At 70.0% G+C, this 22,275-nt stretch carries 21 protein-coding genes; 2 read left to right on the forward strand and 19 right to left on the reverse strand.

Features of this window, described 5'->3' with window-relative positions; all coding sequences use genetic code 11:
* The 3 genes from AVE30378_RS09725 to AVE30378_RS09740 form a co-directional block, all read right to left on the reverse strand.
* A partial coding sequence (locus AVE30378_RS09725) for a Y-family DNA polymerase (protein WP_482756577.1) occupies positions 1-451 on the reverse strand: 451 nt, incomplete at its 3' end.
* Complete coding sequence (gene imuA / locus AVE30378_RS09730; RefSeq protein WP_129240651.1) at positions 381-1,085, reverse strand: translesion DNA synthesis-associated protein ImuA; 705 nt, start codon at positions 1,083-1,085, stop codon at positions 381-383. The genes imuA and AVE30378_RS09725, both read right to left, overlap by 71 nt.
* Positions 1,086-1,418: 333 nt before the next feature.
* Positions 1,419-2,954, reverse strand: a complete 1,536-nt coding sequence (locus tag AVE30378_RS09740; RefSeq protein ID WP_129240653.1) for an amino acid permease — start codon at positions 2,952-2,954, stop codon at positions 1,419-1,421.
* Positions 2,955-3,129: 175 nt separating this feature from the next.
* Here AVE30378_RS09740 and ypfH point away from each other — a divergent pair, with 175 nt between their 5' ends.
* The gene (ypfH, locus tag AVE30378_RS09745) at positions 3,130-3,834 is read left to right on the forward strand and encodes an esterase (protein ID WP_129240654.1); all 705 of its coding nucleotides are present in this window, start codon (positions 3,130-3,132) and stop codon (positions 3,832-3,834) included.
* Positions 3,835-3,849: 15 nt separating this feature from the next.
* On the opposite strand, the gene AVE30378_RS09750 is transcribed toward ypfH, so the two are convergent.
* The 10 genes from AVE30378_RS09750 to AVE30378_RS09795 form a co-directional block, all read right to left on the reverse strand.
* Entirely contained in the window at positions 3,850-4,554 is a 705-nt protein-coding gene (locus tag AVE30378_RS09750; protein ID WP_129240655.1) for a Crp/Fnr family transcriptional regulator, read from the reverse strand.
* 102 nt (positions 4,555-4,656) lie between these two features.
* Positions 4,657-6,117 carry a 5-carboxymethyl-2-hydroxymuconate semialdehyde dehydrogenase gene (gene hpaE / locus AVE30378_RS09755; protein ID WP_208742372.1) on the reverse strand — a complete coding sequence of 487 codons (1,461 nt, stop codon included), beginning with the start codon at positions 6,115-6,117 and terminating at the stop codon, positions 4,657-4,659.
* 35 nt (positions 6,118-6,152) lie between these two features.
* On the reverse strand, positions 6,153-6,530 hold the full coding sequence (locus AVE30378_RS09760; RefSeq protein ID WP_129240656.1) for a RidA family protein: 378 nt from the start codon (positions 6,528-6,530) through the stop codon (positions 6,153-6,155).
* A gap of 22 nt (positions 6,531-6,552) precedes the next feature.
* Positions 6,553-6,948 (reverse strand): RidA family protein, encoded by a 396-nt coding sequence (locus AVE30378_RS09765; RefSeq protein ID WP_129240657.1) that lies wholly within the window; start codon positions 6,946-6,948, stop codon positions 6,553-6,555.
* A gap of 28 nt (positions 6,949-6,976) precedes the next feature.
* Positions 6,977-7,987 carry a 3,4-dihydroxyphenylacetate 2,3-dioxygenase gene (hpaD, locus tag AVE30378_RS09770; protein WP_129240658.1) on the reverse strand — a complete coding sequence of 337 codons (1,011 nt, stop codon included), beginning with the start codon at positions 7,985-7,987 and terminating at the stop codon, positions 6,977-6,979.
* A 99-nt stretch (positions 7,988-8,086) separates the two neighbouring features.
* The gene (locus AVE30378_RS09775) at positions 8,087-9,469 is read right to left on the reverse strand and encodes an amidase family protein (protein ID WP_129240659.1); all 1,383 of its coding nucleotides are present in this window, start codon (positions 9,467-9,469) and stop codon (positions 8,087-8,089) included.
* Between the two features lie 28 nt (positions 9,470-9,497).
* Positions 9,498-10,220, reverse strand: coding sequence for an ABC transporter ATP-binding protein (locus tag AVE30378_RS09780; protein ID WP_129240660.1), 723 nt, complete (start codon positions 10,218-10,220; stop codon positions 9,498-9,500).
* Complete coding sequence (locus tag AVE30378_RS09785) at positions 10,217-11,968, reverse strand: branched-chain amino acid ABC transporter ATP-binding protein/permease (protein WP_244235008.1); 1,752 nt, start codon at positions 11,966-11,968, stop codon at positions 10,217-10,219. Before AVE30378_RS09785 ends, AVE30378_RS09780 begins: the two co-directional genes overlap by 4 nt.
* 16 nt (positions 11,969-11,984) lie before the next feature.
* Positions 11,985-13,013 carry a branched-chain amino acid ABC transporter permease gene (locus AVE30378_RS09790; protein WP_129240661.1) on the reverse strand — a complete coding sequence of 343 codons (1,029 nt, stop codon included), beginning with the start codon at positions 13,011-13,013 and terminating at the stop codon, positions 11,985-11,987.
* A gap of 2 nt (positions 13,014-13,015) precedes the next feature.
* Entirely contained in the window at positions 13,016-14,200 is a 1,185-nt protein-coding gene (locus tag AVE30378_RS09795) for an ABC transporter substrate-binding protein (RefSeq protein WP_129240662.1), read from the reverse strand.
* A gap of 204 nt (positions 14,201-14,404) precedes the next feature.
* On the opposite strand from AVE30378_RS09795, the gene AVE30378_RS09800 reads away from it, so the two are divergent.
* Positions 14,405-15,214 carry an IclR family transcriptional regulator gene (locus AVE30378_RS09800; protein WP_129240663.1) on the forward strand — a complete coding sequence of 270 codons (810 nt, stop codon included), beginning with the start codon at positions 14,405-14,407 and terminating at the stop codon, positions 15,212-15,214.
* A 30-nt stretch (positions 15,215-15,244) separates the two neighbouring features.
* On the opposite strand, the gene AVE30378_RS09805 is transcribed toward AVE30378_RS09800, so the two are convergent.
* From AVE30378_RS09805 to AVE30378_RS09830, 6 genes are all read right to left on the reverse strand, one after another.
* Positions 15,245-16,039 (reverse strand): SDR family NAD(P)-dependent oxidoreductase, encoded by a 795-nt coding sequence (locus AVE30378_RS09805; RefSeq protein WP_129240664.1) that lies wholly within the window; start codon positions 16,037-16,039, stop codon positions 15,245-15,247.
* Position 16,040: 1 nt separating this feature from the next.
* Positions 16,041-17,018, reverse strand: a complete 978-nt coding sequence (locus AVE30378_RS09810; protein WP_129240665.1) for a Bug family tripartite tricarboxylate transporter substrate binding protein — start codon at positions 17,016-17,018, stop codon at positions 16,041-16,043.
* Positions 17,019-17,063: 45 nt separating this feature from the next.
* Positions 17,064-18,797 (reverse strand): thiamine pyrophosphate-binding protein, encoded by a 1,734-nt coding sequence (locus tag AVE30378_RS09815; protein WP_129240666.1) that lies wholly within the window; start codon positions 18,795-18,797, stop codon positions 17,064-17,066.
* A 13-nt stretch (positions 18,798-18,810) separates the two neighbouring features.
* Entirely contained in the window at positions 18,811-19,623 is an 813-nt protein-coding gene (locus tag AVE30378_RS09820; protein WP_244235009.1) for a hypothetical protein, read from the reverse strand.
* A 264-nt stretch (positions 19,624-19,887) separates the two neighbouring features.
* Positions 19,888-21,309 (reverse strand): efflux transporter outer membrane subunit, encoded by a 1,422-nt coding sequence (locus AVE30378_RS09825; protein WP_129240668.1) that lies wholly within the window; start codon positions 21,307-21,309, stop codon positions 19,888-19,890.
* A 49-nt stretch (positions 21,310-21,358) separates the two neighbouring features.
* Positions 21,359-22,273, reverse strand: coding sequence for an efflux RND transporter periplasmic adaptor subunit (locus AVE30378_RS09830; protein ID WP_129240669.1), 915 nt, complete (start codon positions 22,271-22,273; stop codon positions 21,359-21,361).
* Between the last annotated feature and the right edge of the window lie 2 nt (positions 22,274-22,275).

Consider the following 22,275-nt stretch of genomic DNA (forward strand, 5'->3'; position numbering starts at 1 on the left):
CCGGGCGGTGCGCCAGCAGCCAGGCGCCCGCGGCGGTGGGCGCCATGCCCAGCGTGACGCGCAGGTCCAGCGCCCGCAAGGTGGCGGCCACGCGCTGGCCCAGGGCCCGGGGGCCGCGGAAGAACATCAGGCTGGCGCCGACGTTCAGCAGCACGGTGCAGTCGTCCGCCAGGGCGACTTCGGGCGTGTATTGAAGCAGGGCCAGCGCCGCGCCCTGCAGGGCCTCGGCTTCGGCCTGGGCGTCGCGGGCCAGCAATTCGACTTCGGGCGCGATGGCGGCCGCGCCGGCGCGGCGCATGCCGGGCCGGACGCCGGCCTGGCGGGCGGCGGGAGTGAGGGCGGCGACGCGTTCCTGGTCCAGGACGGCGAACGCCAGATCCTCATGCGGCCAGTGCGGGCGTAGGGCGTCCAGCGGCAGGCAGCGCAGGCAGGCGGCGATCCAGAGGCGCATGGCGGGGGGAAGAAGGAGTTGCGGCGCCGGGTTCCAGGCCGACATAGAGCGGCGCGTCGCTGACGGGGCCCCGGCGCTTGAGGATGTGCACGGACAGGCCGCCCGCGGCAGGCGCCAGCGCCAGCCGCAAGGGGGCGGGGGTGGCGTTCTGCGCCGCCCCGGAGGGGCGCACTGCGACGAAGAGCAGGTCGCTGGCCTGGGCGGCCAGATGCAGGCGGCGCAGGGATTCGGGGCGCACGCGGGGCAGCCAGCAGATCAGGGCCCCGCAACTGCCGTTCTTCAGGATCTGTTCGGCGGCCCAGAGGGTGTCGGCGGGTTTTTCCGGAGCGATCCAGAGCAGTTGGCGGGGGTCCAGCCGCCAGCTCATCCAACTGGCGATGTGCGGGGCGTGCGGCGGCTGCACCAGCGCGATGGGGCGGCGGGTTTCCAACTGGGCCAGCGCCGGGCGCAGCAGGCGGATTTCGCCGATGCCGGGATGCGGGGCCAGCAGTTCGATGAGCGAACCCAGCGGCCAGCCGCCATCCGGCAGTTCGGCCGACAGCGCGGCATGCCCGGTGGGCACGGTGCGTGCGGCGCCCCGGGCCAACTGGGTGGCGCGCCACAGCGCGGGATGGATGCGTTCAGGGGACTGCATGGCGGGCGGACAAGCCGGTTTCCGGGGAAAAGGGGAATCGAAGAAAAGTGCCGACGATTGATTATAACTGTATGAATATACAGTAGTCAGCAAGGGGGGCGCCGGTCCGCGCCTGGGAGGGGGCAAGGGGGGCGGGCCCCTCATTGCGTCGCCGGCGTTGCGGTTCCAGACCACTTGCGCCCGGCTCCTGACGGCATCGGACGATCAACTGCTCCCCGTAGCCGGCTCGCCGTTTGCCTTGTTGCTCGGCCTCTACGATACGGCGGCCGACCTCCCAGTAGCTGGCGGTCATCAGCGCGTTGACACTGCGCGCGTTTGCTGTCTCCAGCGCTCCTAAGCCCTGGCGTCCGCCGCAACGGGCGAGACGGCTTGGGCGCCGGCCTCGCGGCCCAGCTCCACCCCGTCGAAACGCATGTCCTCGTACCGGATCCAGCGCGACTTGCGCACCAGCCGGTGGCCCAGCCACAGGGCCAGGAACAGCGGAATCGCCAGGTAGGTGGAGACCACGCCGATCCAGTCGATGCGTTCTTCCAGGAAGGCCTGGTAGTTCTGGCCCAGCGTGACCAGCAGGCACAGGACGAAGGCGAGCAGCGGGCCGAAGGGGAACAGGCCGGCCTTGTAGGGCAGGTCGGCGGTGTCGTGGCCGTGTTTCACGTAGCCCTGCCGGAAGCGGTAATGGCTGACCGCGATGCTCAGCCAAACGATGAATTCGGTCATGCCCGCGAAGTTCAGCAGCCAGATGTAGACCGCCTTGGGGCTGTACACCAGGCTGAACAGGCACAGGCAGGCCAGCAGCGCCGTGGCCAGCAGCGCGTACAGCGGCACGCCCTTGCCGGTCACGTACCGGAACACGGCCGGGGCCTGGCCTTCGGCCGCCATGTTGAACAGCATCCGCGTGGCGGCGTACATGCCCGAGTTGCCGGCGGACAGCACCGAGGTCAGGATGACGGCGTTCATCACGGTGGCCGCCGACAGCAGCCCCGCGTGCTGGAACACCAGGGTGAAGGGGCTGACGGCGATGTCCTCGACGTCGTTGCGCAGCAACTGCGGGTCGGTATAGGGCAGCAGCAGGCCGATGATCAGGATGGCCAGCACGTAGAACAGCAGGATGCGCCAGAATACGTGGTTGATCGCGCGCGGCACGTTGCGCCTGGGGTTTTCGGATTCGCCGGCGGCCACGGCCACCAGTTCCGTGCCCTGGAAGGAATAGGCCACCACCATCGCCACGCCGACCCAGGTGGCGGCGTTGCCCACGAAAGGCGCGTCGCCCGCCGTCCAGTTCGCCAGGCCCACGGGGACGCCGCCATGGATGATGCCCGCCAGCATCGCCAGGCCTACGCCGATGAAGCACAGCACGGCGGCGACCTTGACGATGGCGAACCAGTATTCGGCCTCGCCGAAGCTGCGCGCCGAAAACGCGTTCAGCCCGAAGGTCAGGGCCAGGAACGCCACGCTCCATATCCATCCGGGCGTGTCGGGGAACCAGTACGCCATGACCAACTGCGCGGCCACGACGTCCACGGCCACGACCGTGGCCCAACTGATCCAGAAATTCCATCCCAGCGCAAAGCCGAAGCCTTTGTCCACGTAGCGCGACGCGTAGGTGCAGAACGAACCGGATACCGGCATGAAGGTCGCCAGTTCGCCCAGGCTGGTCATGATGAAATAGACCATCAGCCCGATCGTCAGGTAGACCAGCAGGGCGCCGCCCGGGCCCGCCTGCGCGATCGCGGCGCCGGAGGCGACGAACAGGCCGGTGCCGATGGCCCCGCCTAGCGCTATCATCGTGAGGTGGCGCGCCTTGAGCACGCGGTGTAGCTGGTTCTGGCCGGCAGGCGTGGCGCCGGCTTCCGTGGTCGGTGTTTGCATTGCTGGGTGAGTGATGGCCGCCGGGGCGGAGAGGGCGTGTCCCTTCGGATTCGGCCGGTGCCTGGCACCGCCCGGTGCCGGGCACCCGGAAGGTTCGGCCGACACTGGGCGCGCATTTTACAATGCGGCAATCGGGGCTCGGTTCGGCGGCCCCAGGCCAGCATGGAGCGGTTTCATGGCGTCTTCCAGTTCTATCGAATTTCTTCCCGATCCGGGCGCCGAGGTGCGCCAGTTATTCATCCTGCTGCATGGGGTGGGCGGCTCGCCCGACAACCTGGAGCCCCTGGCCCTGGCCTTGCGCAAGGCGTTTCCGGCGGCGGCGGTGCTGCTTCCCGAAGGTTTCGAGCCCTTCGATGGCGGCGGCGCGGGCCGGCAATGGTTCTCGGTGCGCGGCGTGACCGAGGAAAACCGCCCCGAGCGCGTGGCGCAGGCCTTGCCGCCCCTGGAAGCCTATGTGCGCCAGGCGCAGGCCCGCTTCGGCCTGCTGCAATCCGATACGGCGCTGGCGGGGTTTTCGCAGGGCGCCATCATGGCGCTGGAACTGGTCCAGGCCCACGACGGCATGGCCGGCCGCGTCATCGCGTTTTCGGGCCGCTATGCCCAGTTGCCCCGGTCCGCGCCGCAATACACCACGCTGCATCTGCTGCACGGGGCCGACGATCCGGTCATGAACGTGGCGGACATCCAGGCCGCCCAGGCGCGGCTGACGGAGCTGCACGGCGATTCGACCATCGACGTCGCCACCCACGTCGGGCATGAACTGCACCCGGCCCTGATCGAGCGCGCCATCATGCGCCTGCAGACCTGCGTGCCGCTGCGAAGCTGGGAGGCGGCGCTGGGCCTGAACCAGACGCCGCCGGACGGCACCACCGTGCACTGAGCCGGCGCGCCCCGTTCAGGGCGCTTCGCCGCGGATGCGCTCCGAGAAGCCTTCGGCCAGCATGATCTTCTTGCCGTCCAGGTCCAGCAGCCCTTCGCGCTTGAGCCGGTTGAGCACGCGGGTGACGGTGACGCGGGACAGATCGACGAGGCTTCCGATCTGTTCGTGCGTGAGGTTGACCGTGATCGGGGCCTGCGGGCCGCAAGCATCCTGGTGGGTCTGCCGGAACTGGTCGAAGAAGCGGATCACGCGCTGTTCGGGCGGGTCGAAGATGGCCTGGCGCAGGCGCGCGACCATCTGGCGCTGCTTGACGCTCAGCAGGTAGATCAGGGCCAGCGCGAAGTCGGGATCCTGCCGCACCAGGGCGGGGATGCGCCCGGTCTCGAAGCGCAGCAGGGACGTGTCTTCGATGGCGCGCGCGCTGGAGTAGCGGGGCTGGCCGAGGAAGGCGGCCGCTTCGCCGATGACGCTGCCCGGCCCCATGATGTTGAGGATGGACTCGTGGCCGTCTTCGCTCAGCATGTGGACGTGGACCTTGCCGGTCACGACCACGTAGAAGACATTCTCGACCTGCCCCTGGCTGAAGAGGCTGGCGCCGCTGGGCAGCGAGACGGGCTGGCCCACGTGGCTGAGCGAGCGCAGGTAGGCCGCCTGTTCGCCCTGGGGCAACCAGGTTTCGGTGGCGACATGGCGCGCCGGGCCACTCGCTGGTTTGGCCACGATTTCCCTTGATTTGTGTTTGTCGTTCTGTATGCCTCCGGATTATACGGCCGGCCAGGGACGATCCGGCCGCTCGCGGCCGGATCTGGGAACGGGCGCGGTTCAGACGCCCCAGCGGGGGATGGGGTGGCTGCCCATCGAGATGCAGACGTTCTTCATTTCGCAGAAGGTCTCCAGGCTGGCGTCGCCGCCTTCGCGCCCCACGCCGGAATCCTTGATGCCGCCGAAGGGCTGGCGCAGGTCGCGCACGTTCTGGCTGTTGACGAAGACCATGCCGGCCTCGATGCCGCGTGCCAGGCGGTGCGCCTTGCCCACGTCCTGGGTCCAGACGTACGAGGCCAGTCCGTAGCGGCTGTCGTTGGCCAGGCGCAGGCCCTCGTCCTCGTCGTCGAAGGGAATCAGGCAGACCACCGGGCCGAAGATTTCTTCCTGCGCCACGCGCATGCGGTTGTCCACGCCCGTGAGCACCGTGGGCTGCACGAAATTGCCCTTGGCCACCCGCGCGGGCAGGCCCTGCGGCACGCCGCCGCCGGCCGCCACCACGGCGCCCTCGCGGCGCCCGATCTCGATGTAGCCGGTGACCCTTTCCCAATGCTGGCGCGTGATCATGGAACCCACGTTGGTGCCCGGATCCCGCGGGTCGCCCACCGTGAGGCGCGCGGCGCGTTCGGCGAATTCGCGCGCGAAGCGGTCGTAGATCGAGCGCTGCACGAAGACGCGCGAGCCGGCCGTGCAGCGTTCTCCGTTGATCGAGAAAATGGTGAACAGCGCCGCGTCCAGCGCGCGCTCCTGGTCGGCGTCGTCGAACACCAGCACGGGCGACTTGCCGCCCAGTTCCATCGACAGCCGCTTGATGCCGGCGCGCTCGGCGATGCGCCGGCCGGTGGCGGTGCCGCCGGTAAACGAGATGGTGCGCACGTCGGGATGCCGCACCAGCGCGTCGCCGGCTTCCGCGCCATAGCCGTGCACGATGTTGAGCACGCCCTTGGGCACGCCGGCCTCCAGCGCCAGGCGGCCCAGCCGGTCGGCGGTCATGGGCGAGAGTTCGGACATTTTCAACACCGCGGTGTTGCCCAGCGCCAGGCAGGGCGCGACTTTCCAGGTGGCCGTCATCAGCGGCACGTTCCAGGGGGAAATCAGCCCGCACACGCCCACCGGCTGCAGCAGCGTGTAATTGAGCATGGCCGAATCGACCGGGAAGGTCTGGCCGTTGACGCGCGTGGCCACTTCGGAAAAGAAATAGAAATTCTCGCTGGCGCGGGGAATGAGCTGGCGCGAGGTCTGGTGGATGGGCAGGCCGGTGTCGTCGGTTTCCAGCTCGGCCAGCTCGGGCACGTGGCGTTCGATCAGGTCGCCCAGGCGGCGCATTATGCGGGCCCGCTCCTTGGCGGGCAGGCCGGCCCACTTGGGGAAGGCTTCCTTGGCGGCGGCCACGGCCAGGGCGATTTCACGTTCGCCGCCGAGCGCGATCTCGGCCAGCGCGTCGCCGGTGGCGGGGTTGGTGTTTTCCAGTACGGCGGGGCTTTCGACATCCTTGCCGTCGATCAGGTGGGGGATCATCACTGCGTTCTCTTGGTCTGGAGGAATGGAAACGGGGCTCAGGCGCCGCGCGCGGCGATGGCGTCGATCTCGATCTTCAGGCCGGGCCGGCCCAGGTGGGAGATGCCCACGGTCGTGCGGCTGGGCGGCCGGTCGGGAAAGAACTCGCGGAACACGGCGTTCATGGCGCCGAACTCGCCGATCATGTCGGTCATGTGCACCGTCATCTGCAGCACGCCGCCGGCCTCGCAGCCGGAGGCGGCCAGCAGGTCCAGCACGTTGTTCAGCGCCTGGCGCGTCTGCGACTCGATATCGGGGGCGAATTCGCGCGTGCCGGGCGCGAAGCCGACCTGTCCGGATACGAACACCAGGTCGCGCCAGGCCACGGCGGGCGCATGCGGCAGGCCGGCATCGCGGCCGATGATCTGTTTTTCCATCGCGTATGTCCTTGGCGGCGCGTCAGGCGGCCGATCCGATCACGGCCACCACTTCGATCTCGACCTTCAGGCCGGGGCGGGCCAGGTGGGCCACGCCCACGGTGGAGCGGGCGGGCGGCCGGTCGGGGAAGACGCGCTTGAACACGGCGTTCATGGCCTGGAAGTCCGCGTCCATGTCGGTCATGAAGACGGTGGCCTTGGCCACGTCCGCCATGCTGCCGCCCGCGGCCTCGATGACGGAACGGAGGTTGCGGAAGGCCTGTTCCGTCTGCTCGGTGATGTCGTCGGAGAAGGCGCGCGTGACGGGGTCGGCGCCGGTGTGGCCGGAGACGAAGAGCAGGCGGTCGATCAGGACGGCGGGCGAATAGGGGCGGTGCGGCAGCAGGCCGGTGGGCGGGACGATGACTTGTCGGTTCATGGGCGGAAAATCCTGCGTGGAGGTCGGGTCAGTCGACATAGGTCGGGATGGCGCGGGTGATGGGATCGGACACCGGTTGCGGGCGGCCGTCGGCCAGCGACGCGACGGTCATGGATTCCTCGTACCAGCGGCGCGGAGGCGGCGTGCCCCAGAGGCTCTGGCGGCGCGGATTGTCCAGTTCCCAGCGCTTGGGAACCTGGTCGCGGTCCACCGTCAGGTAGTCGCCGGTGTACAGCTCGAAGCGGTTGCCGTCGGGGTCGCGCACGTAGACGAACAGCGCGTTGGAAATGCCGTGGCGGGCCGGGCCGCGTTCGATGTTGTCGGCGTAGCCGGCCGCGGCCAGGGCGTCGCAGGCGCGGATCACGCCCATGGGCTCCATCAGCGAGAAGCCGGCGTGATGCACGCTGGGGCCCTTGCCCGTCATCACGGCGATGTCGTGGATGGTGGCCTTGCGGTACAGCCAGCTTGCCCACACGCGTTCCTCGGGCGGCGCCGACACGGTGTATTCGGAGCAGTAGAAGCCGAGTTCGCGCGTGTACCAGTCGAAGCCGGCCTGCGCGTCGGGCACCAGCACGTTCAGGTGGTCCAGCCGCGTCGGGCAGCCGTGGCGGTGCAGGTGGTACTGCTGCAGCATCCACGGCGCCTGTTCCATGTGGGCGTAGTACTCGACCGGAAAACCGAAGGGGTCCTGCACCCGCAGCGCGCGGCCCTGGCCGCGCTCTTCGCCGGGTTCCAGCCAGCGCATCGGCAGGCCCAGGCCCTTGAACTTGGCGGCCAGGCGATCCAGGTCTTCCTCGCAGGACACGCGGAAGCTGAAATGGCCGATGCCGGGCGAGGGCGAGCGCGTCAGCACCACGCTGTGGTGCTCGCGGTCCTCGATGGCGCGCAGGTAGACGTGGTCGGCGTCGGATTCGGTCTCGAACAGGCCCACCACGTCCACGTAGAAATCGCGGGCGCGGGCCAGGTCGGAGACCAGGTATTCGATGTGTCCCAGTCTGAGGATGTTGAAGTCGGGCTTGCCCGGTGCGTAGTCGATCATTGGGGGTCTCCTTGCGGAACTCGCGGCGCGGTCCGGTTCGTGTCGATGAAATTCTGCGCGCCATGGGGGCGCGGCGTCTGTATCGCGGGATACACCGCGCTATCCCGGTTCGGCCGCGGTGCGCACGGGGAAGCGCGCCTCCAGCCAGCGGCCCAGCGCCAGCAGCCGGTCTTCGCGGTACTTGGGCGCCACCCACTGCACCCCGGCGGGCAGCGCGCCGCCCGCAGGCCACACGGGGTAGGACAGGGCGGGGACCTGGGCGGCGTTGAACGCGGGCGTATAGGGGTTCCAGGACATCCAGTCGTCGCCGGGCTGGTCCGGCGGCACGTCGCGGCCGGCTTCGAAGGCGCACAGCGGGACGGTCGGCAGCATCAGCAGGTCGACCTGGCCGAACAGCCGGGCCAGTTCGTTCGCGTGCTGGTCGCGCTGCTGGCAGATGGCGTGGTAGCGCGAAATGGGCCAGTCGTCGACCCCGCGCACGAAGGCCGTCAGCCCGGGATCGAGCCGCCCGCGCAGGTCGGGCGCGACGGCGCGCACCGCGGCCGCGCAGCCCAGCCGGTACAGGTCCTGGCCGACGCGCGAAGCCGCTTCGACGTCGTAATCGATTTCCAGCACGTCCATGCCGTCGGCGCGCAGCGCGGCCAGCGCCTCGTCCATGGCGGCGCGCACCGGGGCCGCGCAGCGCGGACCCCAGCGCCGGGGCGACAGCAGGCCGATGCGCGGCCGGCCGGCGGGCGCGTCGGCGGCGCCGTCCGCGCCCAGGCACGAGGTCCAGTCCAGCGGCGACGCGCCGCGCGCGGCGAGATAGGCCGCTTCCAGTTCGTCCATGCCGGCGGCGATGGGCCCTGTGTGCACGATGTTCGAGAAGGCGCTGGGCATGGGCGACAGGGGGATCCGCCCGTGCGTGGGCTTCAGCCCGATGGTGCCGGTGAACGCGGCCGGGATGCGGACCGAGCCGCCCGCGTCGCTGCCCATCGACACGCGCACGATGCCGGCGGCGACCGCCGCGGCGCAGCCGCCGCTGCTGCCGCCCGGCGTGAGGGCCGGGTTCCAGGGGTTGCGGGTGACGCCGAAGGCCGGGCTGTCGGTGACGCCTTTCCAGTTGAATTCGGGCGCCCGCGTCTTGCCCAGCAGGACGGCGCCGGCGTCGGCCAGCCGCTGGACGAAAACGGTATGGGCCGCGGCCGGCTCGTCGGACGTGACCGCCGAGCCGCGCCGCGTGGGCCAGCCGCGCACGGCGGCGAATTCCTTGATCGCCAGCGGCATGCCGTCCAGCGGGCCCAGCGGCGCGCCGCGGCGCCAGCGTTCCTCGGACTGCCGCGCGCCGGCCAGCGCGCCCTCGCGGTCGATCAGGGCGAAGGCATTGAGCGCCGGATTGGCGCGTTCGGCGTGGTCCAGCGCGCTGCGCGCCACGTCCACGGGCGAGGCGCCGCCCTGAAGATAGAGTTCGCGCAGGCGGCGCAAAGGAAGTTGATGCAACATGGTTTTTTTGCTCCTGGTGTCGGCGGCCTCAGTTGGCGCAGGCCCCGAGATAACTGGCCAGCAGGTCCGGATCCTGCGCGAGTTCCGCGCCGCTGCCTTGTTTTACGATGCGGCCCAGTTCGATCAGGTAGGCTAGGTCGGCGCTCTTGAGCGCGATGCGCGCGTTCTGCTCGACCAGGATGACGGTCAGGCCCTCGCGCTGGCGCAGGTCCACCACCACGTCCATGATCTGCTGCACGATCAAGGGCGCCAGTCCGATGGACGGCTCGTCCAGCAGCAGCACCCGCGGGTGGGCGATCAGGGCGCGGCCGATGGCGACCATCTGCTGTTCGCCGCCGGACAGGGTGCCGGCCAGTTGTTCGCGGCGCTGGGCCAGCACCGGGAACAGGGCGTAGACGCGGTCCAGTTCGCGCGCGAAGTCGGTGCGCCGGCGGAACGCATAGGCGCCCAGGCGCAGGTTGTCCTCCACCTTCATCGAGGCGAACAGCGAACGCTTTTCGGGCACCAGGCACATGCCGCGGCGCACGCGCTCTTCGACCGGGGCGTTGCCCAGGGCGTCGCCATGCAGCAGCACCCGGCCGGCGCGGGCGGGCAGGGCGCCCATCAGCGCCTTGAGCAGGGTGGTCTTGCCGGCGCCGTTGGCGCCGATGAGCGACACCAGCGTGCCCTCGGGCACGTCGAAGTCGATGCCATGCAGGGCGTCGACCTGGCCGTAGCTGACCGCCAGGTCCTTCACTTCGATCGCGTTCATGCCTCGGCTCCGAGATAGGCGGCCACCACGGCCGGGTTGCGCTGCACTTCCTGGCGTTCGCCCTGCGCCAGCAGCGCGCCGTAGTTCAGGACGAAGAGATAGTCCACGCAGCCCATGACCAGCTCCATGTCGTGCTCGACCAGCAGGACGGCCATGCCCTGTTCGTCGCGCAGCTTGCGCATCAACTGGACCAGCACGGTTTTCTCGGGGCCGCGCAGGCCCGCGGCCGGTTCGTCCAGCAGCAGCACGCCGGGACGCGCCATCAACGCGCGCGCCACTTCGACCAGGCGCTGGCTGCCCAGGGTCAGGCTGGCGGCCGGGCGCAGCGCCTGGTCCGCCAGGCCGACCAGCTCCAGCGCGGCGCGCGCCTCGCGCGCCAGGCGGCGTTCCTCGGCGCGGTCCAGGCCCAGCGCGGCGGCCAGCAGCCCGGCCTTGCCCTGGATGTGGCCGCCGATCAGCACGTTGTCCAGCACCGTCAGTTCGGGCACGAGCTGCACGTGCTGGAAGCTGCGGGCGATGCCGCGCCGCACGACTTCATGCGCCCGCGCCGGCAGCGCGTCGCCGTCCAGCGCGACCCGGCCGCCGCTGGCCGGCAGCACCGCGGTCATTACGTTGAACAGGGTGGACTTGCCCGCGCCGTTGGGCCCGATCAGCCCGGTGATGCGTCCCGGCGGGATGTCCAGCGTCACGTCCTTCAGCGCCTGCAATCCGCCGAAGCGCTTGTGCACGGCATCCACGCTCAGGCGCCGGCCGGCGGACACGGGATGCGGCGCGGCCTCGGGCTCGTCCGCGGCGGCCGGGCGCGCGGGCGGCTTCAGCCGCACCCAGGTCAGCAGGCCGTTGGGCCAGCGCAGCAGCGCCACGATCAGGATCAGCCCGAACAGCATGGTTTCCATCTGGCCCGGAATGCCCAGCAGGTTGGCGATCAGGTATTGCGCGGCGAGTTCGATCGCGGTGAAGGCCAGCACGCCCAGCAAGGGGCCCAGCGGATGGAGGCAGCCGCCCAGCACCACCATGATCAGCAGATTGAAGGAGACGCCGATGGAGAACGAGGTGGGGCTGAGGAAGCTCATGTAGAAGGCGTACAGCCCGCCCGCCAGCGCCGCCAGCGCGGCCGACAGGACGAAGATGCGGATCTTGGCCGCGGCCACGTCCACGCCGAAGGCCGCGGCCATGGTGGGGCTGGCCTTGATGGCGCGGGCGGCGCGGCCCATGCGGCCGCGGTAGATCCGGCAGTAGGCGATGAAGGCCAGCCCCACCGCGATCCACGCCACCGCGCCCATGCCCCGGGTGCCGAATTCCAGGCCGAAGACGCGCGGCGGCGGAATGTCGGACAGGCCGGAGGCGCCGCCGGTGAGGTCGGTGGCGGCCACGAGGCAGACATAGGCGGCGATGCCCCAGGCCAGCGTGGCCAGCGGCAGGTAGTGGCCGCGCAGGCGCAGCGTGAGCCGGCCGATCACGTAGGCGGCCGCCGCGCACGCCGCCACCGCCAGGGCGATGGCCAGCGGCGGCGGCACGCCGTAGTCGCGCGCCAGGATGGCGGTGGCGTACGCGCCGCCGCCCAGGAAGGCGGCATGGCCCAGCGACAGTTGTCCGGCCGCCAGCAGAAAGGCCAGTCCGAGGCAGACCAGGGCATTGGTGCCGGCGAGCGTCAGCAGGCCGACGTAGTAGGTCGGCAGCAGCAGGATCAGCGCCGCCACCGCGAGGGCGGCGCCGGGCAAGTACAGTTTTTCGGGTTTCATCGGCATGGGCGGAGTAGCGTTTTCAATGTTCGTCCAGGTCGGCGCCGGCGCGGCTGTTGCGCCAGAGCAGGATGGGAATCACCATCGCGAACACCAGCGCGTCGCGGTAGGAACTGCTGAGGAAAGAAGCGAAAGACTCCAGCACGCCCACGATGAAGACGCCGGCGACCGACAGCGGGTAGTTCACCAGCCCGCCCATCGCGGCGCCCACGAAGCCCTTGAGCCCGACGACGAAGCCCATCTCGTAGTGCGCCGTCACCAGCGGCGCCAGCAGCATGCCGCTGGCGCCGGACAGCGCGGCGGCCAGGAAATAGCTCAGCCGGCCCGCCATTACCACGGGGATGCCGCAGTATTGCGCGCCTTCCCGGTTGACCGACGCCGCTCGCAGGGCCTTGCCGGTCAGGGTGCAGCGGAAGAACAGGTACAGCGCCAGCGCCGCCAGCAGCGAGAACGCCATGATGAAGAGCGACTGCGCCGCGATGTCCACGCCGGCCAGCTCCAGGCGCGCCTCGCTGATGGGCGGGACGGGGCGCGGATCGGCGCCCCACAGCAGCAGGGCCAGAGGGTGCATGATCATCGACACGCCGACGCCGATGATCACCAGCACGACGGTGGAGTTGCCCGGATTGGGCTCGACCGTCAGGCGGTAGACGATGGGGCCCAGCGCCGCGACCAGCGCCAGCGCCGCCAGCATTTGCAGGGCGGGCGAGGGCACGCGCCACGCCAGCGCCGCCAGCGCGGCCAGCACCGCGCCCGCCGCGCCGTAGGTGGCGAGCGGCCGCAGCAGCGAACGGCCGTCCGCCCGGGCCCGCAGCAGATCCAGCAGCAGGCAGGCCGCGCCGCCCGCGCCCACCACGTAGACCACGGGGGCGAGCGTGCCCTCGATGAAGCTGGCGAGCGTCAGCGCGCCGAAGGTCACGTATTCGCCTTGCGCGATGTTGACCACGCGGGTGGTGGTGTAGACCAGCACCAGGCTCAGGCCGACCAGCGTGTAGACGGCGCCGTTGGTCAGGCCGTCCGTCGCCAGGAACAGGGTAGTGGTGAGATCCATCCCTACTCACCCAGCAGCTCGAACTTGCCGTCCTTCACCGTCACCAGGAAGGTGCTGCGGCGGTCCAGCCCCAGGTGGTCGGCGGGGCTGTAGCTGAAGAAGCCATTCACGCCGCGGTACTCGTGGGTGGCCTCGATGGCGTCGCGCAGCGCGAGCCGCGCCTGGGCCAGGTCGCCGGCCTTGCCGGCCGCCACCACTTGCCGATAGGCCAGCAGCGGGATCTGCACCGTGTCGTGGGCCTGGGCGGCGAACATGTCGGTCTTGCCCGCGCCGTACTTGCCGTCGTACGCCTGGATGAAGCCGGCGATGACGGACTTGAGCGGATGGTCGTCGGGCAGTTGCCGGTACACCGTCAGGGCCGAGGTGCCGACGATGGCGCCCTCGGCGGCCTTCTTGCCGACGGCGATGAAGGCCGGCGTGGCGGAGCCGGCGCCGTGCAGCACCGGCCCCTTGTAGCCGACGCGGCGCAGCGTCTCGGTGGCGAGCGCGGACGAGGGCGGGATGGCGTGGAAGTAGACCGCGTCGGGCTTTTTCTGCGCGACGCGCAGGGCCTGCGGCGTGAAGTTGGTGTCGCCGCGCGAGAAACGCTCGGCCGCGATGATTTCCAGGCCCTTGCGCTTGGCGATCTGGTTGAATTCCACCCAGCCGCCTTCGCCGTACGAGTCCTCCAGGCCCATGAAGGCCACTTTCTTCCAGCCCTGCTTGAGCATGTAGTCGACGGTGTGGTCGATCATCAGCCGGTCGGTCAGCGGCGTCTTGAAGGTGAACCGGTGGGCCTCGGCCGGCTCGATCACCGAGGCCGCCGCGGCCAGCGACAGGTTGGGCACGCGCTCTTCCTCGATCACCTTGTTCACGGCCAGCGAGGCCGGCGTGGTGGTGCAGCAGATCACCAGGTGCACGCGGTCTTCCTGGATCAGCTTGCGCGTCGCGTTGACGGCGCGCGCGGGGTCGGAACCGTCGTCATACTTGACGAAGCTGACGCGGAACGGCAGGGTGGCGTCGGCCGCCGCGCGCTCTTCCATCAGGTTGATGGCGGCCACCGCGCCGGTGGCGATGGCCGAGGCGCCGCCGGTGACCGAACTGACCACGCCGATGCGCAGTTCCGGGCGGTCGTCGGCATGCGCGGCCGGGGCCAGCAAAAGGCCGGCGCACGCGAGGCAGGCCAGCAAGGGGTTGAATCTGCTCATCAATAGCTCCCGAAGAGGACAAGACAGCGTGCCGGCGCGGCACGCGTCAGGGTGGGAGCTAGTCTGGCAGGGACGCGGGGGCGGGGATGTATCCCGCGATACAAAGCGCGGCCGCGCGGACTCGGGGTTTTCCTCAGCTATCGGTTATCGGAAGGGGCCGGTCCGGCGCCGGATCGCGGCTTTTGCGGCTACCATGTCCACCTCATGAAAGCCGCCAAATCTTCCGCGTCCATTCCGTCGCGCCACGCAGATGCCGTGGGCGGCGCGCAGAGCATCTTCCGCGTGCTGCGCATCCTGAAATATGTGGGGGCGGCGCCCGCGCGAGGCGTGGGCCTGACCGACGTGGTGCGGGATATCGGCCTGACGCCTCCCACCGCGCATCGCATGCTGGCCGCGTTGCTGCAAGAGGGATTCCTCTCGCTGAATCCGAAACTCAAAACCTATAGCCTGGGCCGCGAGTCCTACATTCTCGGGCTGGCGGCGGAAAACAGGCATGGCATCAAGGCGATCGCCGAGTCGGCCGTGCTGCGCCTGGCCCAGTCTACGGGCGATACGAGTTTTCTTTCCGTCCGTTCCGGCCACGAGGCCGTCTGCGTCGACCGTCAGACGGGCGATTTCCCGATCAAGATCCTGACGCTCGAAGTCGGGCATCGCCGTCCGCTCGGCGTAGGGGCCGGCAGCCTGGCGCTGCTGGCCTTCCTGCCCAACGACGATATCGAACGCGTGCTGGCGCGCTACGACGCCTCGGCCGCGCCGGACCTGCCTTCCACCGATCTCCTGCGCGCCGATATCGCGGCGGCTCGCAAGAACGGCTATGCGCTCAACCCGGGCCGCATTATTCCCGACATGCTGGGGGTGGGCGTGCCCGTATTCGACCGCGGGCAGCACGTGGTGGCCGCGCTGAGCGTGGCCGCGATCCGCTCCAGATTGTCCGGCGCCCGGCTGCAGGAAGTGGTGGCGGCCTTGCAGCGCGCCGCCGCCGAGCTGGCGGCCGACCTGGCGCCGCGCCCCTGAGGAACCGCCGTCCGGCGAGGGCCGGGCGGCTCAGCGCCCCGCGCAGGCCTTGCCGCCGTCGACCGGCAGGCATACCCCGGTGATGTACCTGGCTTCGTCGCTGGCCAGGAACAGCGCGGCGTGCGCCACGTCCCAGGCGTCGCCCATCCGGCCCATGGGGCTGGCCGCGTTGCGCCGCCGGCGCATTTCCTCGACGTCGTCGAATTGCCCGGCGATCTGCGTGTAGATCAACGGCGTGTCGATCACGCCCGGCAGCACGGCGTTGACCCGGATATTGTGGGGCGCATACTGCACGGCAAGCGAGCGGGTCAGGTGGTTCAACCCGGCCTTGGCGGCGTAGTAGGACGTATACGGATAGGTGTTGACCTGGATCGACGCCAGCGACGAGATGTTCACGATGCTGCCCGCGCCCTGGGCCAGCATGGCCGGCAGCACGTGCTTGCAGGTCAGGAATACGCTGGTCAGGTTGGTGTCGATCACGCGGCGCCAGCTTGCTTCGCTGGCTTCGATGGGGCCGCCCATCTCCGTGATGCCCACATTGTTGTGCAGCACGTCGATCCGGCCGGCGGCGGCCAGCACCATCTTCACCGCGTCCAGGATTTGCGCCGAATCCGTCACGTCGGCGGCAAGCGCGGTGCATTGCCCGCCTTCTTCCTCGATGATGCGCTGGGTTTCCCGGGCCGCTTCCGCGCGCAGGTCCACGGCGAACACCCGTGCCCCTTCGCGCGCGTACAGCGTGGCCGCGGCCTTGCCGTTGCCCCAGCCCGGCCCCGAGGATCCGGCGCCGAAGACCAGGGCGGTCTTGCCTTTCAGACGCTCGCCCATGCTATTCCACCGAAATGTGCGCGAATTCGGCGACTTTCTTCCATTTGGCCACGTCGGCTTCGATCATGGTCTTGAATTCCCCGGGCGTGTCCGCCACCACGTAGGCGCCGACGCCGGCATACTTGGCCTGCACCTCGGGTGCCGCCAGCGCCTTGCGCGAGGCGTCGCTCAGCTTGGCGAGCACGTCGGCGGGCAGACCGGCCGGCGCCAGCAGGCCATTCCACATCTCCGCGTCGTAGTCCGGCAGGCCGGCTTCCGCGAACGTCGGCACGTCGGGCAATTGCGCCAGCCGCGTCTTGGCGGCCACGACGATGGGCCGCAGGCTGCCGGACTGGATGTGCGCCATCGACGACGCGGCGGTGTCCCACAAGATCGGGACCTGGCCGGCGATGACGTCGTTCAGCGCCGGCCCCGTGCCCCGGTAGGGCACATGCATCATGTCCAGTCCGGACAGCGATTTGTAGTACTCCATGGCCATGTGCGTGGCGCCGCCGTTGCCGGAGGACGCATAGGAATACTTGCCCGGCGCGCCCTTGATCAGGGCGACGAAGGAAGCGTAGTCCTTGGCCGGGAAGTCCTTGTTCACCACGATCACGCCCGGCACCCGGATGATCTGCGTCACCGGCGTGAAGTCCTTCACGGCATCGTACGGCAGGCTTTTATAGACGGCGGAATTGGTGCCGTTGGTGCTGGACGTGCCCAGCAGCAGGGTGTAGCCGTCGGGCGGGGCCGAGGCCACCGCCCGGGTGCCCACGGTGCCGCCCGCGCCGCCGCGGTTTTCGACCACCACGGTCTGGCCGATCTGCCGGCCCAGCGCTTCGGCGAAGATGCGGCCCACCACGTCGGAGGTGCCGCCCGGTGGGAAGGGCACGATCAGGCGGATGGGGCGGTCGGGATAGCTGCCTTGCGCTGCCGCGGCGCCCGCCGCCGATACGGCCAGGGCGGCCGCGGCCAGGGTCAGCCAGGTACGGATCTTCATGGTGTTGTCTCCTCGCTCAGGTTTTTTTCGTTGTCGGCGCCGCCGTCAGGCGATGCGGTCGCCCGGCTTGATCTTGGCCGCCCGGCTGTCCACGCCGGGCAGCATGTGCGCGGGGTCGCGCGTTACCACCACGTCCAGGATGGTCGGGCGGTCCTTGCAGGCATAGGCGGCTTGAAGCGCGGCCTGGATGCCGGCCGGATCCTCGACACGGATACCGTTGCAGCCCAGCGCGCGCGCCACGTTGGCGTAGTTGGTTTCCGCCAGGTCGGAGGATTGGTAGCTTCCGCTGCCGTACATCAGGTGCTGCAGCGCCTTGATGTATCCGGACGCCGCGTTGTTGACGACGATCAGCGTAAAGGCCAGGCCCATCCGCACCGCGGTTTCCAGTTCGCCCAGGGACATATTGCAGCCGCCGTCGCCCGTCAGGCTGACCACCTGCCGGCCCGGCGCCGCGGCGGCGGCGCCGATGGCGCCCGGAATGCCGTAGCCGATCGACGCGAAGCCGCGGTCCGGCACGAAGCCGCGCCCGGCGCGCTTGGTGTCGAACAGCAGTCCGCCCCAATGCGCGGCGAAGCCGCCGTCGGCCACCAGGATGCCGTCTTCGGGCAGCGTCGCGTTGATTTCATGCATCAGGCGCGCCATGCCGATGGGCGTCTCCGCCGCGGTCAGCTTGGCATGGACGGACTCGCGCCACGTCCGCATGGCCTGATCGACCTCGGCCAGGTAGTCCTCGCGTCTGGCCGAGGGGGCGCCGGCCTGGGCCGCCATGCGTTCCCCCAGATCCTGCAGCGTGGCCTGCACATCGCCCCACAACCGCAACGACGGGGTGGCGGTGCGGTCGAATTCTTCGGCCACGATGTCCAGGTGGATGAGCGGCGTGCCGGCCGGCAGCAGGTCGTAGCGGCGTGTCGCGACTTCGCCCAGCTTGCAGCCCACCACGAACAGGCAATCGGACTTGGCGATCAGCTCGTTGGCGATGCGGCTGTAGCGGCCGAACAGACCGGCGTTCAAGGGATCGCCGCAGGAGATGGCGCCCTTGCCGCTCATGGTGTGCGCCACCGGGATGCCGAAGCGCCGGGCGAATGCCTGCACCGTGTCGGCCGCGTCGCTGATATGGACGCCGCCGCCGCACAGCATCAGGGGGCGGGCGGCGCCGGCCAGCATGGCGGCGGCCTGCTGGAGATCGCCGCTTGCCGGCCGGCAGCGCAGGGCGGGCGCGCGGCGATAGCTGGGGCTGGAATGGAACGCGTCCGCGTCGAAGGCGTGGATCTCGTGCGCGATGTCTTCGGGCACGTCCAGCACCACGGGGCCGGGGCGGCCGCTGGTGGCGACCGCGAACGCGCGGCGCACCAGTTCCGGAATGCGCTCGATCTTCTCCACGCGCAGCACATCCTTGACGACGGGGCGCAGCACTTCCAGTTGGCGCGCTTCCTGCGTCATGTTCTTCCACGAGTGCATCCGGTGCGAATCACCCACCAGGGCGACCATCGCGGTGCCCGCGTTGTAGGCCTCGGCCAGGCCCGTCACCAGATTGGTGGCGCCCGGTCCCAGGGTGGCGTCGCATACGCCCGGACGGCCGCTGACCTTGGTGTAGGCGTCGGCCGCGAAGACCGCGCAGCGTTCGTCGTTGATGAGGTTGTGATTCAGCTTCAGGCGGCGGACGGCGTCATAGAACGGCAGTAGCTGGAAGCCGCCCATGCCGAACATCAGGCCCACCTCATGCGCCGCGAACATGCGCGCGATGGCTTCGCCGCCCGTGATTTCCAGTTTTTCCGACATGCGGGTCTTGCTCCTAGTGGATGTCGCGCGCTGCAAGCAGGGCATCGATAAACGTTTTCAATGGGGTGCCGGGGCGGCAGCCGAGTTCAAGGGCCGCCGCGTTGGCGCGGGAAATCACGCCTTCGTCATGGCAGGACCGCGCGTCGCCGATGCGCGCGCTGCCGGCCGAGACGGTCACCGCCGCGATGCCGCGCCGTTGCAGCAGCGGCAAGCGGCCCGTGCCGGCACCGTCCTTGCCGATGCCCGCGTCGTTGAACGTGACCAGCCTCGGGGCCGGGCCGACGCCGTCGGTTCCCAGCGTCGCCAGGGCTTCGCCATGGGAGGCCGTGACGGCGATCAGGCCATCGTCTTCGCCGTTGAGGAGGGAGACGGAATCCACGCCGATCACCAGCGGCGCGCCGTCGGGGGCCATTCTGAGTGCGGTGCGCAATTCTTCCCTGGCTTCGGGGCGGGTTCGCGGCGCGACGGCCTGCTCCAGCAGCCTCGCGGCCTCGGCCACCGGCATGCCGGGCCGGCACTGCAACGCGGACGCGAGCGCATTGACGTGGCTGACGAGGCCATGCCGGGCCATATCGGCGCCGTCGCCGATCCGGCAACTGCGGTAATCGGCGGCGGCGGCGGCGATGCCCCAGGTTTCCAGGTCGGCCAGGCCGGCAATGCCGGCCTGCCGCCAGCCGACTCCGGCATCGTTGAGCACCACGGCCCGGACCTGTCCGCGCGCCGCGCAATAGGCGGCGTAGCGGCCGCCATGAGAGCCGGCGATCACCACCTGGCCGGCATCGGCCGGCCCGAGCTTGGTGATGCTGTCCAGGATGCGCGCGTTCATGGTGGGTGGCTGATATTCCATATTATGGATAAATTTCCGGCGTCTTGCCTTGGAAGGCGTCTGGGGCCCAGGCTTTCGTGTTGCGGAGCCCATTCCGGATTCTGATGGAGTAGCGACGATTCTACTGTCGCGAATTTCCATGGATCAATATCAAATCCATATTATGGAAATTGTTTGGTGGGGGACGCCGCGGGGCGGACGCCGAGGGGGAAGGGAGGGGGGCGGACGGCATGAGGCCGTCCGCGGAGGGGAAGAGGGCCGCGCTTATTTTTCCCAGCCGCCGCCCAGCGCCAGGAACAGGGCGATCTGGTCGTTGCTGAGGTCGGCCTGCGAGGCCGCCAGCGCGCTTTCATTGGTGGCCAGCGTGCGTTCGGCGTCCAGCACCGTCAGGTAGTCGGTCTTGCCGTAGCGGAATAACTGGCTGGCCTGGGAGGCGGCCTCGGCGCTCTGGTCGCGCGCGGCGCGCAGCGAGGCGTCGCGGTCCAGTTGCCGGGCGTAGACCACCAGCGCGCTTTCCGTCTCCCGCAGGGCGTTCAGCACGGCCGCGTCGAAGTGGGCCGCCGCGGCCTTGGTGCCGGCCTGCGCCTGCGCGATGCGGGCCTGCGCGGCGCCGGTGTTGGGGATCGTCCAGGAGATCAGGGGGCCCACGCTCCAACTGAACGTGCCGCGGTCGCCGAACATGCTGGCCGGGCCGCCCGAGGCGGCCGACAGGCCCAGCGTGATCTTGGGATAGAGATCCGCGGTGGCGACGCCGATGCGCGCGGTGGCCGCGGCCAGGGTGCGTTCAGCCTGGCGGATGTCCGGGCGGCGGCGCAGCAGCGCGGCGCCGTCTCCGACCGGGATGGTCTCGGCCAGCCGGGGCGGCGCGGCGCATTGCAGCAGCGCGGGCGAGGCTTCGGCCGGCGTCTGGCCGGTCAGCGCCGCCAGGCGGTACAGCGCGGTGCGCTGCTGGGCTTCGAAGGGCGGCAGGTTGGCCTGCAATTGTTCGAGCTGGCTGCGGGCGCGGGTCACGTCCAGCGCCGTGCCGCGGCCGGCGCGTTGCAGCCGCGCCACGGCGTCCAGGGATTCCTTCTGCACCTGCACGGAATGCCGGGCGGAGGCAAGCTGCATGCCGGCCGAGCAGATATTGGCGTAGGCGCGGGCGGTTTCGGCGGCCACGGTGACGCGGGTGGCGTCGTAGGCGGCCTGCGCGGCCTGGGCGTCGCCGGTGGAGGCTTCCACGGCGCGGCGGATCTGGCCGAAGAGGTCCAACTGGTAGGACACGCCGGCGCCCGCGGAGTAGGACCAGCGGTCGGGCGGATCGATGCCGGGCTGCAGTTCCTGCAGGCCGGACGCGTGGCCGAAGGTGGGCGAGGCATTGACGCCGATGCCGGGCTGCTGCTGCGCCTGCGTTTCCCGCAAGGCGGCTTGCGCGCGCTCCAGGTTGGCGCTGGCCGCGCGCAGGTCGGTGTTGGCGGCCAGGGCCTTTTCCACCAGCCCGTCCAGCACGGGATCGTTGTACAGGCGCCACCAGCGGCCGGGCACCGCCTCCTGCCGGAACACGTTTTCCTGCGCTTGCGCGAAGGGCGCCCGCGCGCTCTGCCGCTCGGCCACCGCGTCCGGGGGCACCTGATAGTCAGGGCCCACGGTGGTGCATCCGGCCAGCGCGAGGGCCAGCATCAGCGGCAGGAGGTTTCTGGTGTTCATGGTAGTTACGGCTGGGCGTCGATAAAAAGGTTGGGGCCGGGCAAAGGGATCAGGACGGCAGGCGCGCGTCGGCCGGCGCCTGGGCGGGTTTGGCGTCCACCGACACGGTGGCCGTCTGGCCGGCCACCAGGCGCACCCCCGGGGGCACGTCGTCGATCTTCACGCGCACCGGGATGCGCTGCGCCAGGCGCACCCAGTTGAAGGTGGGGTTCACGTTGGGCAGCAGGTTGGCGCCGGTGCTGCGGTCGCGGTCGGCGATGCCCAGGGCGATGCTCTCCACGTGGCCGCGGATGCGGCGCGAATCGCCCATCAGCGTCACCGTGACGGGGTCGCCTTCGTGGATGCCGGGCAGCTTGGTTTCCTCGAAGTAGCCTTCCACGTAGAAGGAGCCGGCGTCCACCAGCGCCATCACGCCATGGCCGGCGGTGGCGTAGGAACCCGCGCGCAGGTCCAGGTTGGTGATGCGGCCGTCGTTGGCGGCCAGCACGCGGCTGCGTTCGAGGTTCAGGCGCGCGGTGTCCAGTTGCACTTCGGCCTGCGCCAGCGCGGCTTCGGTCTGCTGCAGGCGCGTCTGGCTCTGTTCCAGGGCTTCGGCGGCCACCAGTTGGCCCAGCGAGCGGTTGCGCTTGGCGTCGCGCAGCGCCTGGTCGCGCGCCACCTGCTGCGAACGCACCGAGGCCTGGGCCTGGTCGAAGGCGAGCTGGAAGCGGGCGCGGTCGATTTCGAACAGCAGGTCGCCGGCCTTCACGTCCTGGTTGTCGTGCACGGGCACGCTGGTCACCAGGCCGGAGACATCGGGCGCGACCTGCACCACATAGGCCTTGACTCGGCCGTCGCGCGTCCAGGGTTCGACTTCATAGTGCACCCAGAGCTGCCAGCCGGCGTAGGCGGCCGCGGCGACGACGACGGCCGTTACCGCGAATTTGCCGATGGCGGCAGGGCGCAGGGCATTGGGGAGTTTCATAC

The sequence above is a fragment of the Achromobacter veterisilvae genome (genome assembly GCF_900496975.1).
Taxonomy (GTDB): Bacteria; Pseudomonadota; Gammaproteobacteria; order Burkholderiales; family Burkholderiaceae_B; genus Achromobacter; species Achromobacter veterisilvae.

Bases quoted from the DNA above. Each gene is read 5' to 3' on its own strand.
- imuA (WP_129240651.1), bottom strand. From the start codon at position 1,085: ATGCAGTCCCCTGAACGCATCCATCCCGCGCTGTGGCGCGCCACCCAG.
- AVE30378_RS09740 (WP_129240653.1), bottom strand. From the start codon at position 2,954: ATGCAAACACCGACCACGGAAGCCGGCGCCACGCCTGCCGGCCAGAAC.
- ypfH (WP_129240654.1), top strand. From the start codon at position 3,130: ATGGCGTCTTCCAGTTCTATCGAATTTCTTCCCGATCCGGGCGCCGAG.
- AVE30378_RS09760 (WP_129240656.1), bottom strand. From the start codon at position 6,530: ATGGAAAAACAGATCATCGGCCGCGATGCCGGCCTGCCGCATGCGCCC.
- AVE30378_RS09765 (WP_129240657.1), bottom strand. From the start codon at position 6,948: ATGAACCGACAAGTCATCGTCCCGCCCACCGGCCTGCTGCCGCACCGC.
- hpaD (WP_129240658.1), bottom strand. From the start codon at position 7,987: ATGATCGACTACGCACCGGGCAAGCCCGACTTCAACATCCTCAGACTG.
- AVE30378_RS09775 (WP_129240659.1), bottom strand. From the start codon at position 9,469: ATGTTGCATCAACTTCCTTTGCGCCGCCTGCGCGAACTCTATCTTCAG.
- AVE30378_RS09780 (WP_129240660.1), bottom strand. From the start codon at position 10,220: ATGAACGCGATCGAAGTGAAGGACCTGGCGGTCAGCTACGGCCAGGTC.
- AVE30378_RS09785 (WP_244235008.1), bottom strand. From the start codon at position 11,968: ATGCCGATGAAACCCGAAAAACTGTACTTGCCCGGCGCCGCCCTCGCG.
- AVE30378_RS09790 (WP_129240661.1), bottom strand. From the start codon at position 13,013: ATGGATCTCACCACTACCCTGTTCCTGGCGACGGACGGCCTGACCAAC.
- AVE30378_RS09795 (WP_129240662.1), bottom strand. From the start codon at position 14,200: ATGAGCAGATTCAACCCCTTGCTGGCCTGCCTCGCGTGCGCCGGCCTT.
- AVE30378_RS09800 (WP_129240663.1), top strand. From the start codon at position 14,405: ATGAAAGCCGCCAAATCTTCCGCGTCCATTCCGTCGCGCCACGCAGAT.
- AVE30378_RS09805 (WP_129240664.1), bottom strand. From the start codon at position 16,039: ATGGGCGAGCGTCTGAAAGGCAAGACCGCCCTGGTCTTCGGCGCCGGA.
- AVE30378_RS09810 (WP_129240665.1), bottom strand. From the start codon at position 17,018: ATGAAGATCCGTACCTGGCTGACCCTGGCCGCGGCCGCCCTGGCCGTA.
- AVE30378_RS09815 (WP_129240666.1), bottom strand. From the start codon at position 18,797: ATGTCGGAAAAACTGGAAATCACGGGCGGCGAAGCCATCGCGCGCATG.
- AVE30378_RS09820 (WP_244235009.1), bottom strand. From the start codon at position 19,623: ATGAACGCGCGCATCCTGGACAGCATCACCAAGCTCGGGCCGGCCGAT.
- AVE30378_RS09825 (WP_129240668.1), bottom strand. From the start codon at position 21,309: ATGAACACCAGAAACCTCCTGCCGCTGATGCTGGCCCTCGCGCTGGCC.
- AVE30378_RS09830 (WP_129240669.1), bottom strand. From the start codon at position 22,273: ATGAAACTCCCCAATGCCCTGCGCCCTGCCGCCATCGGCAAATTCGCG.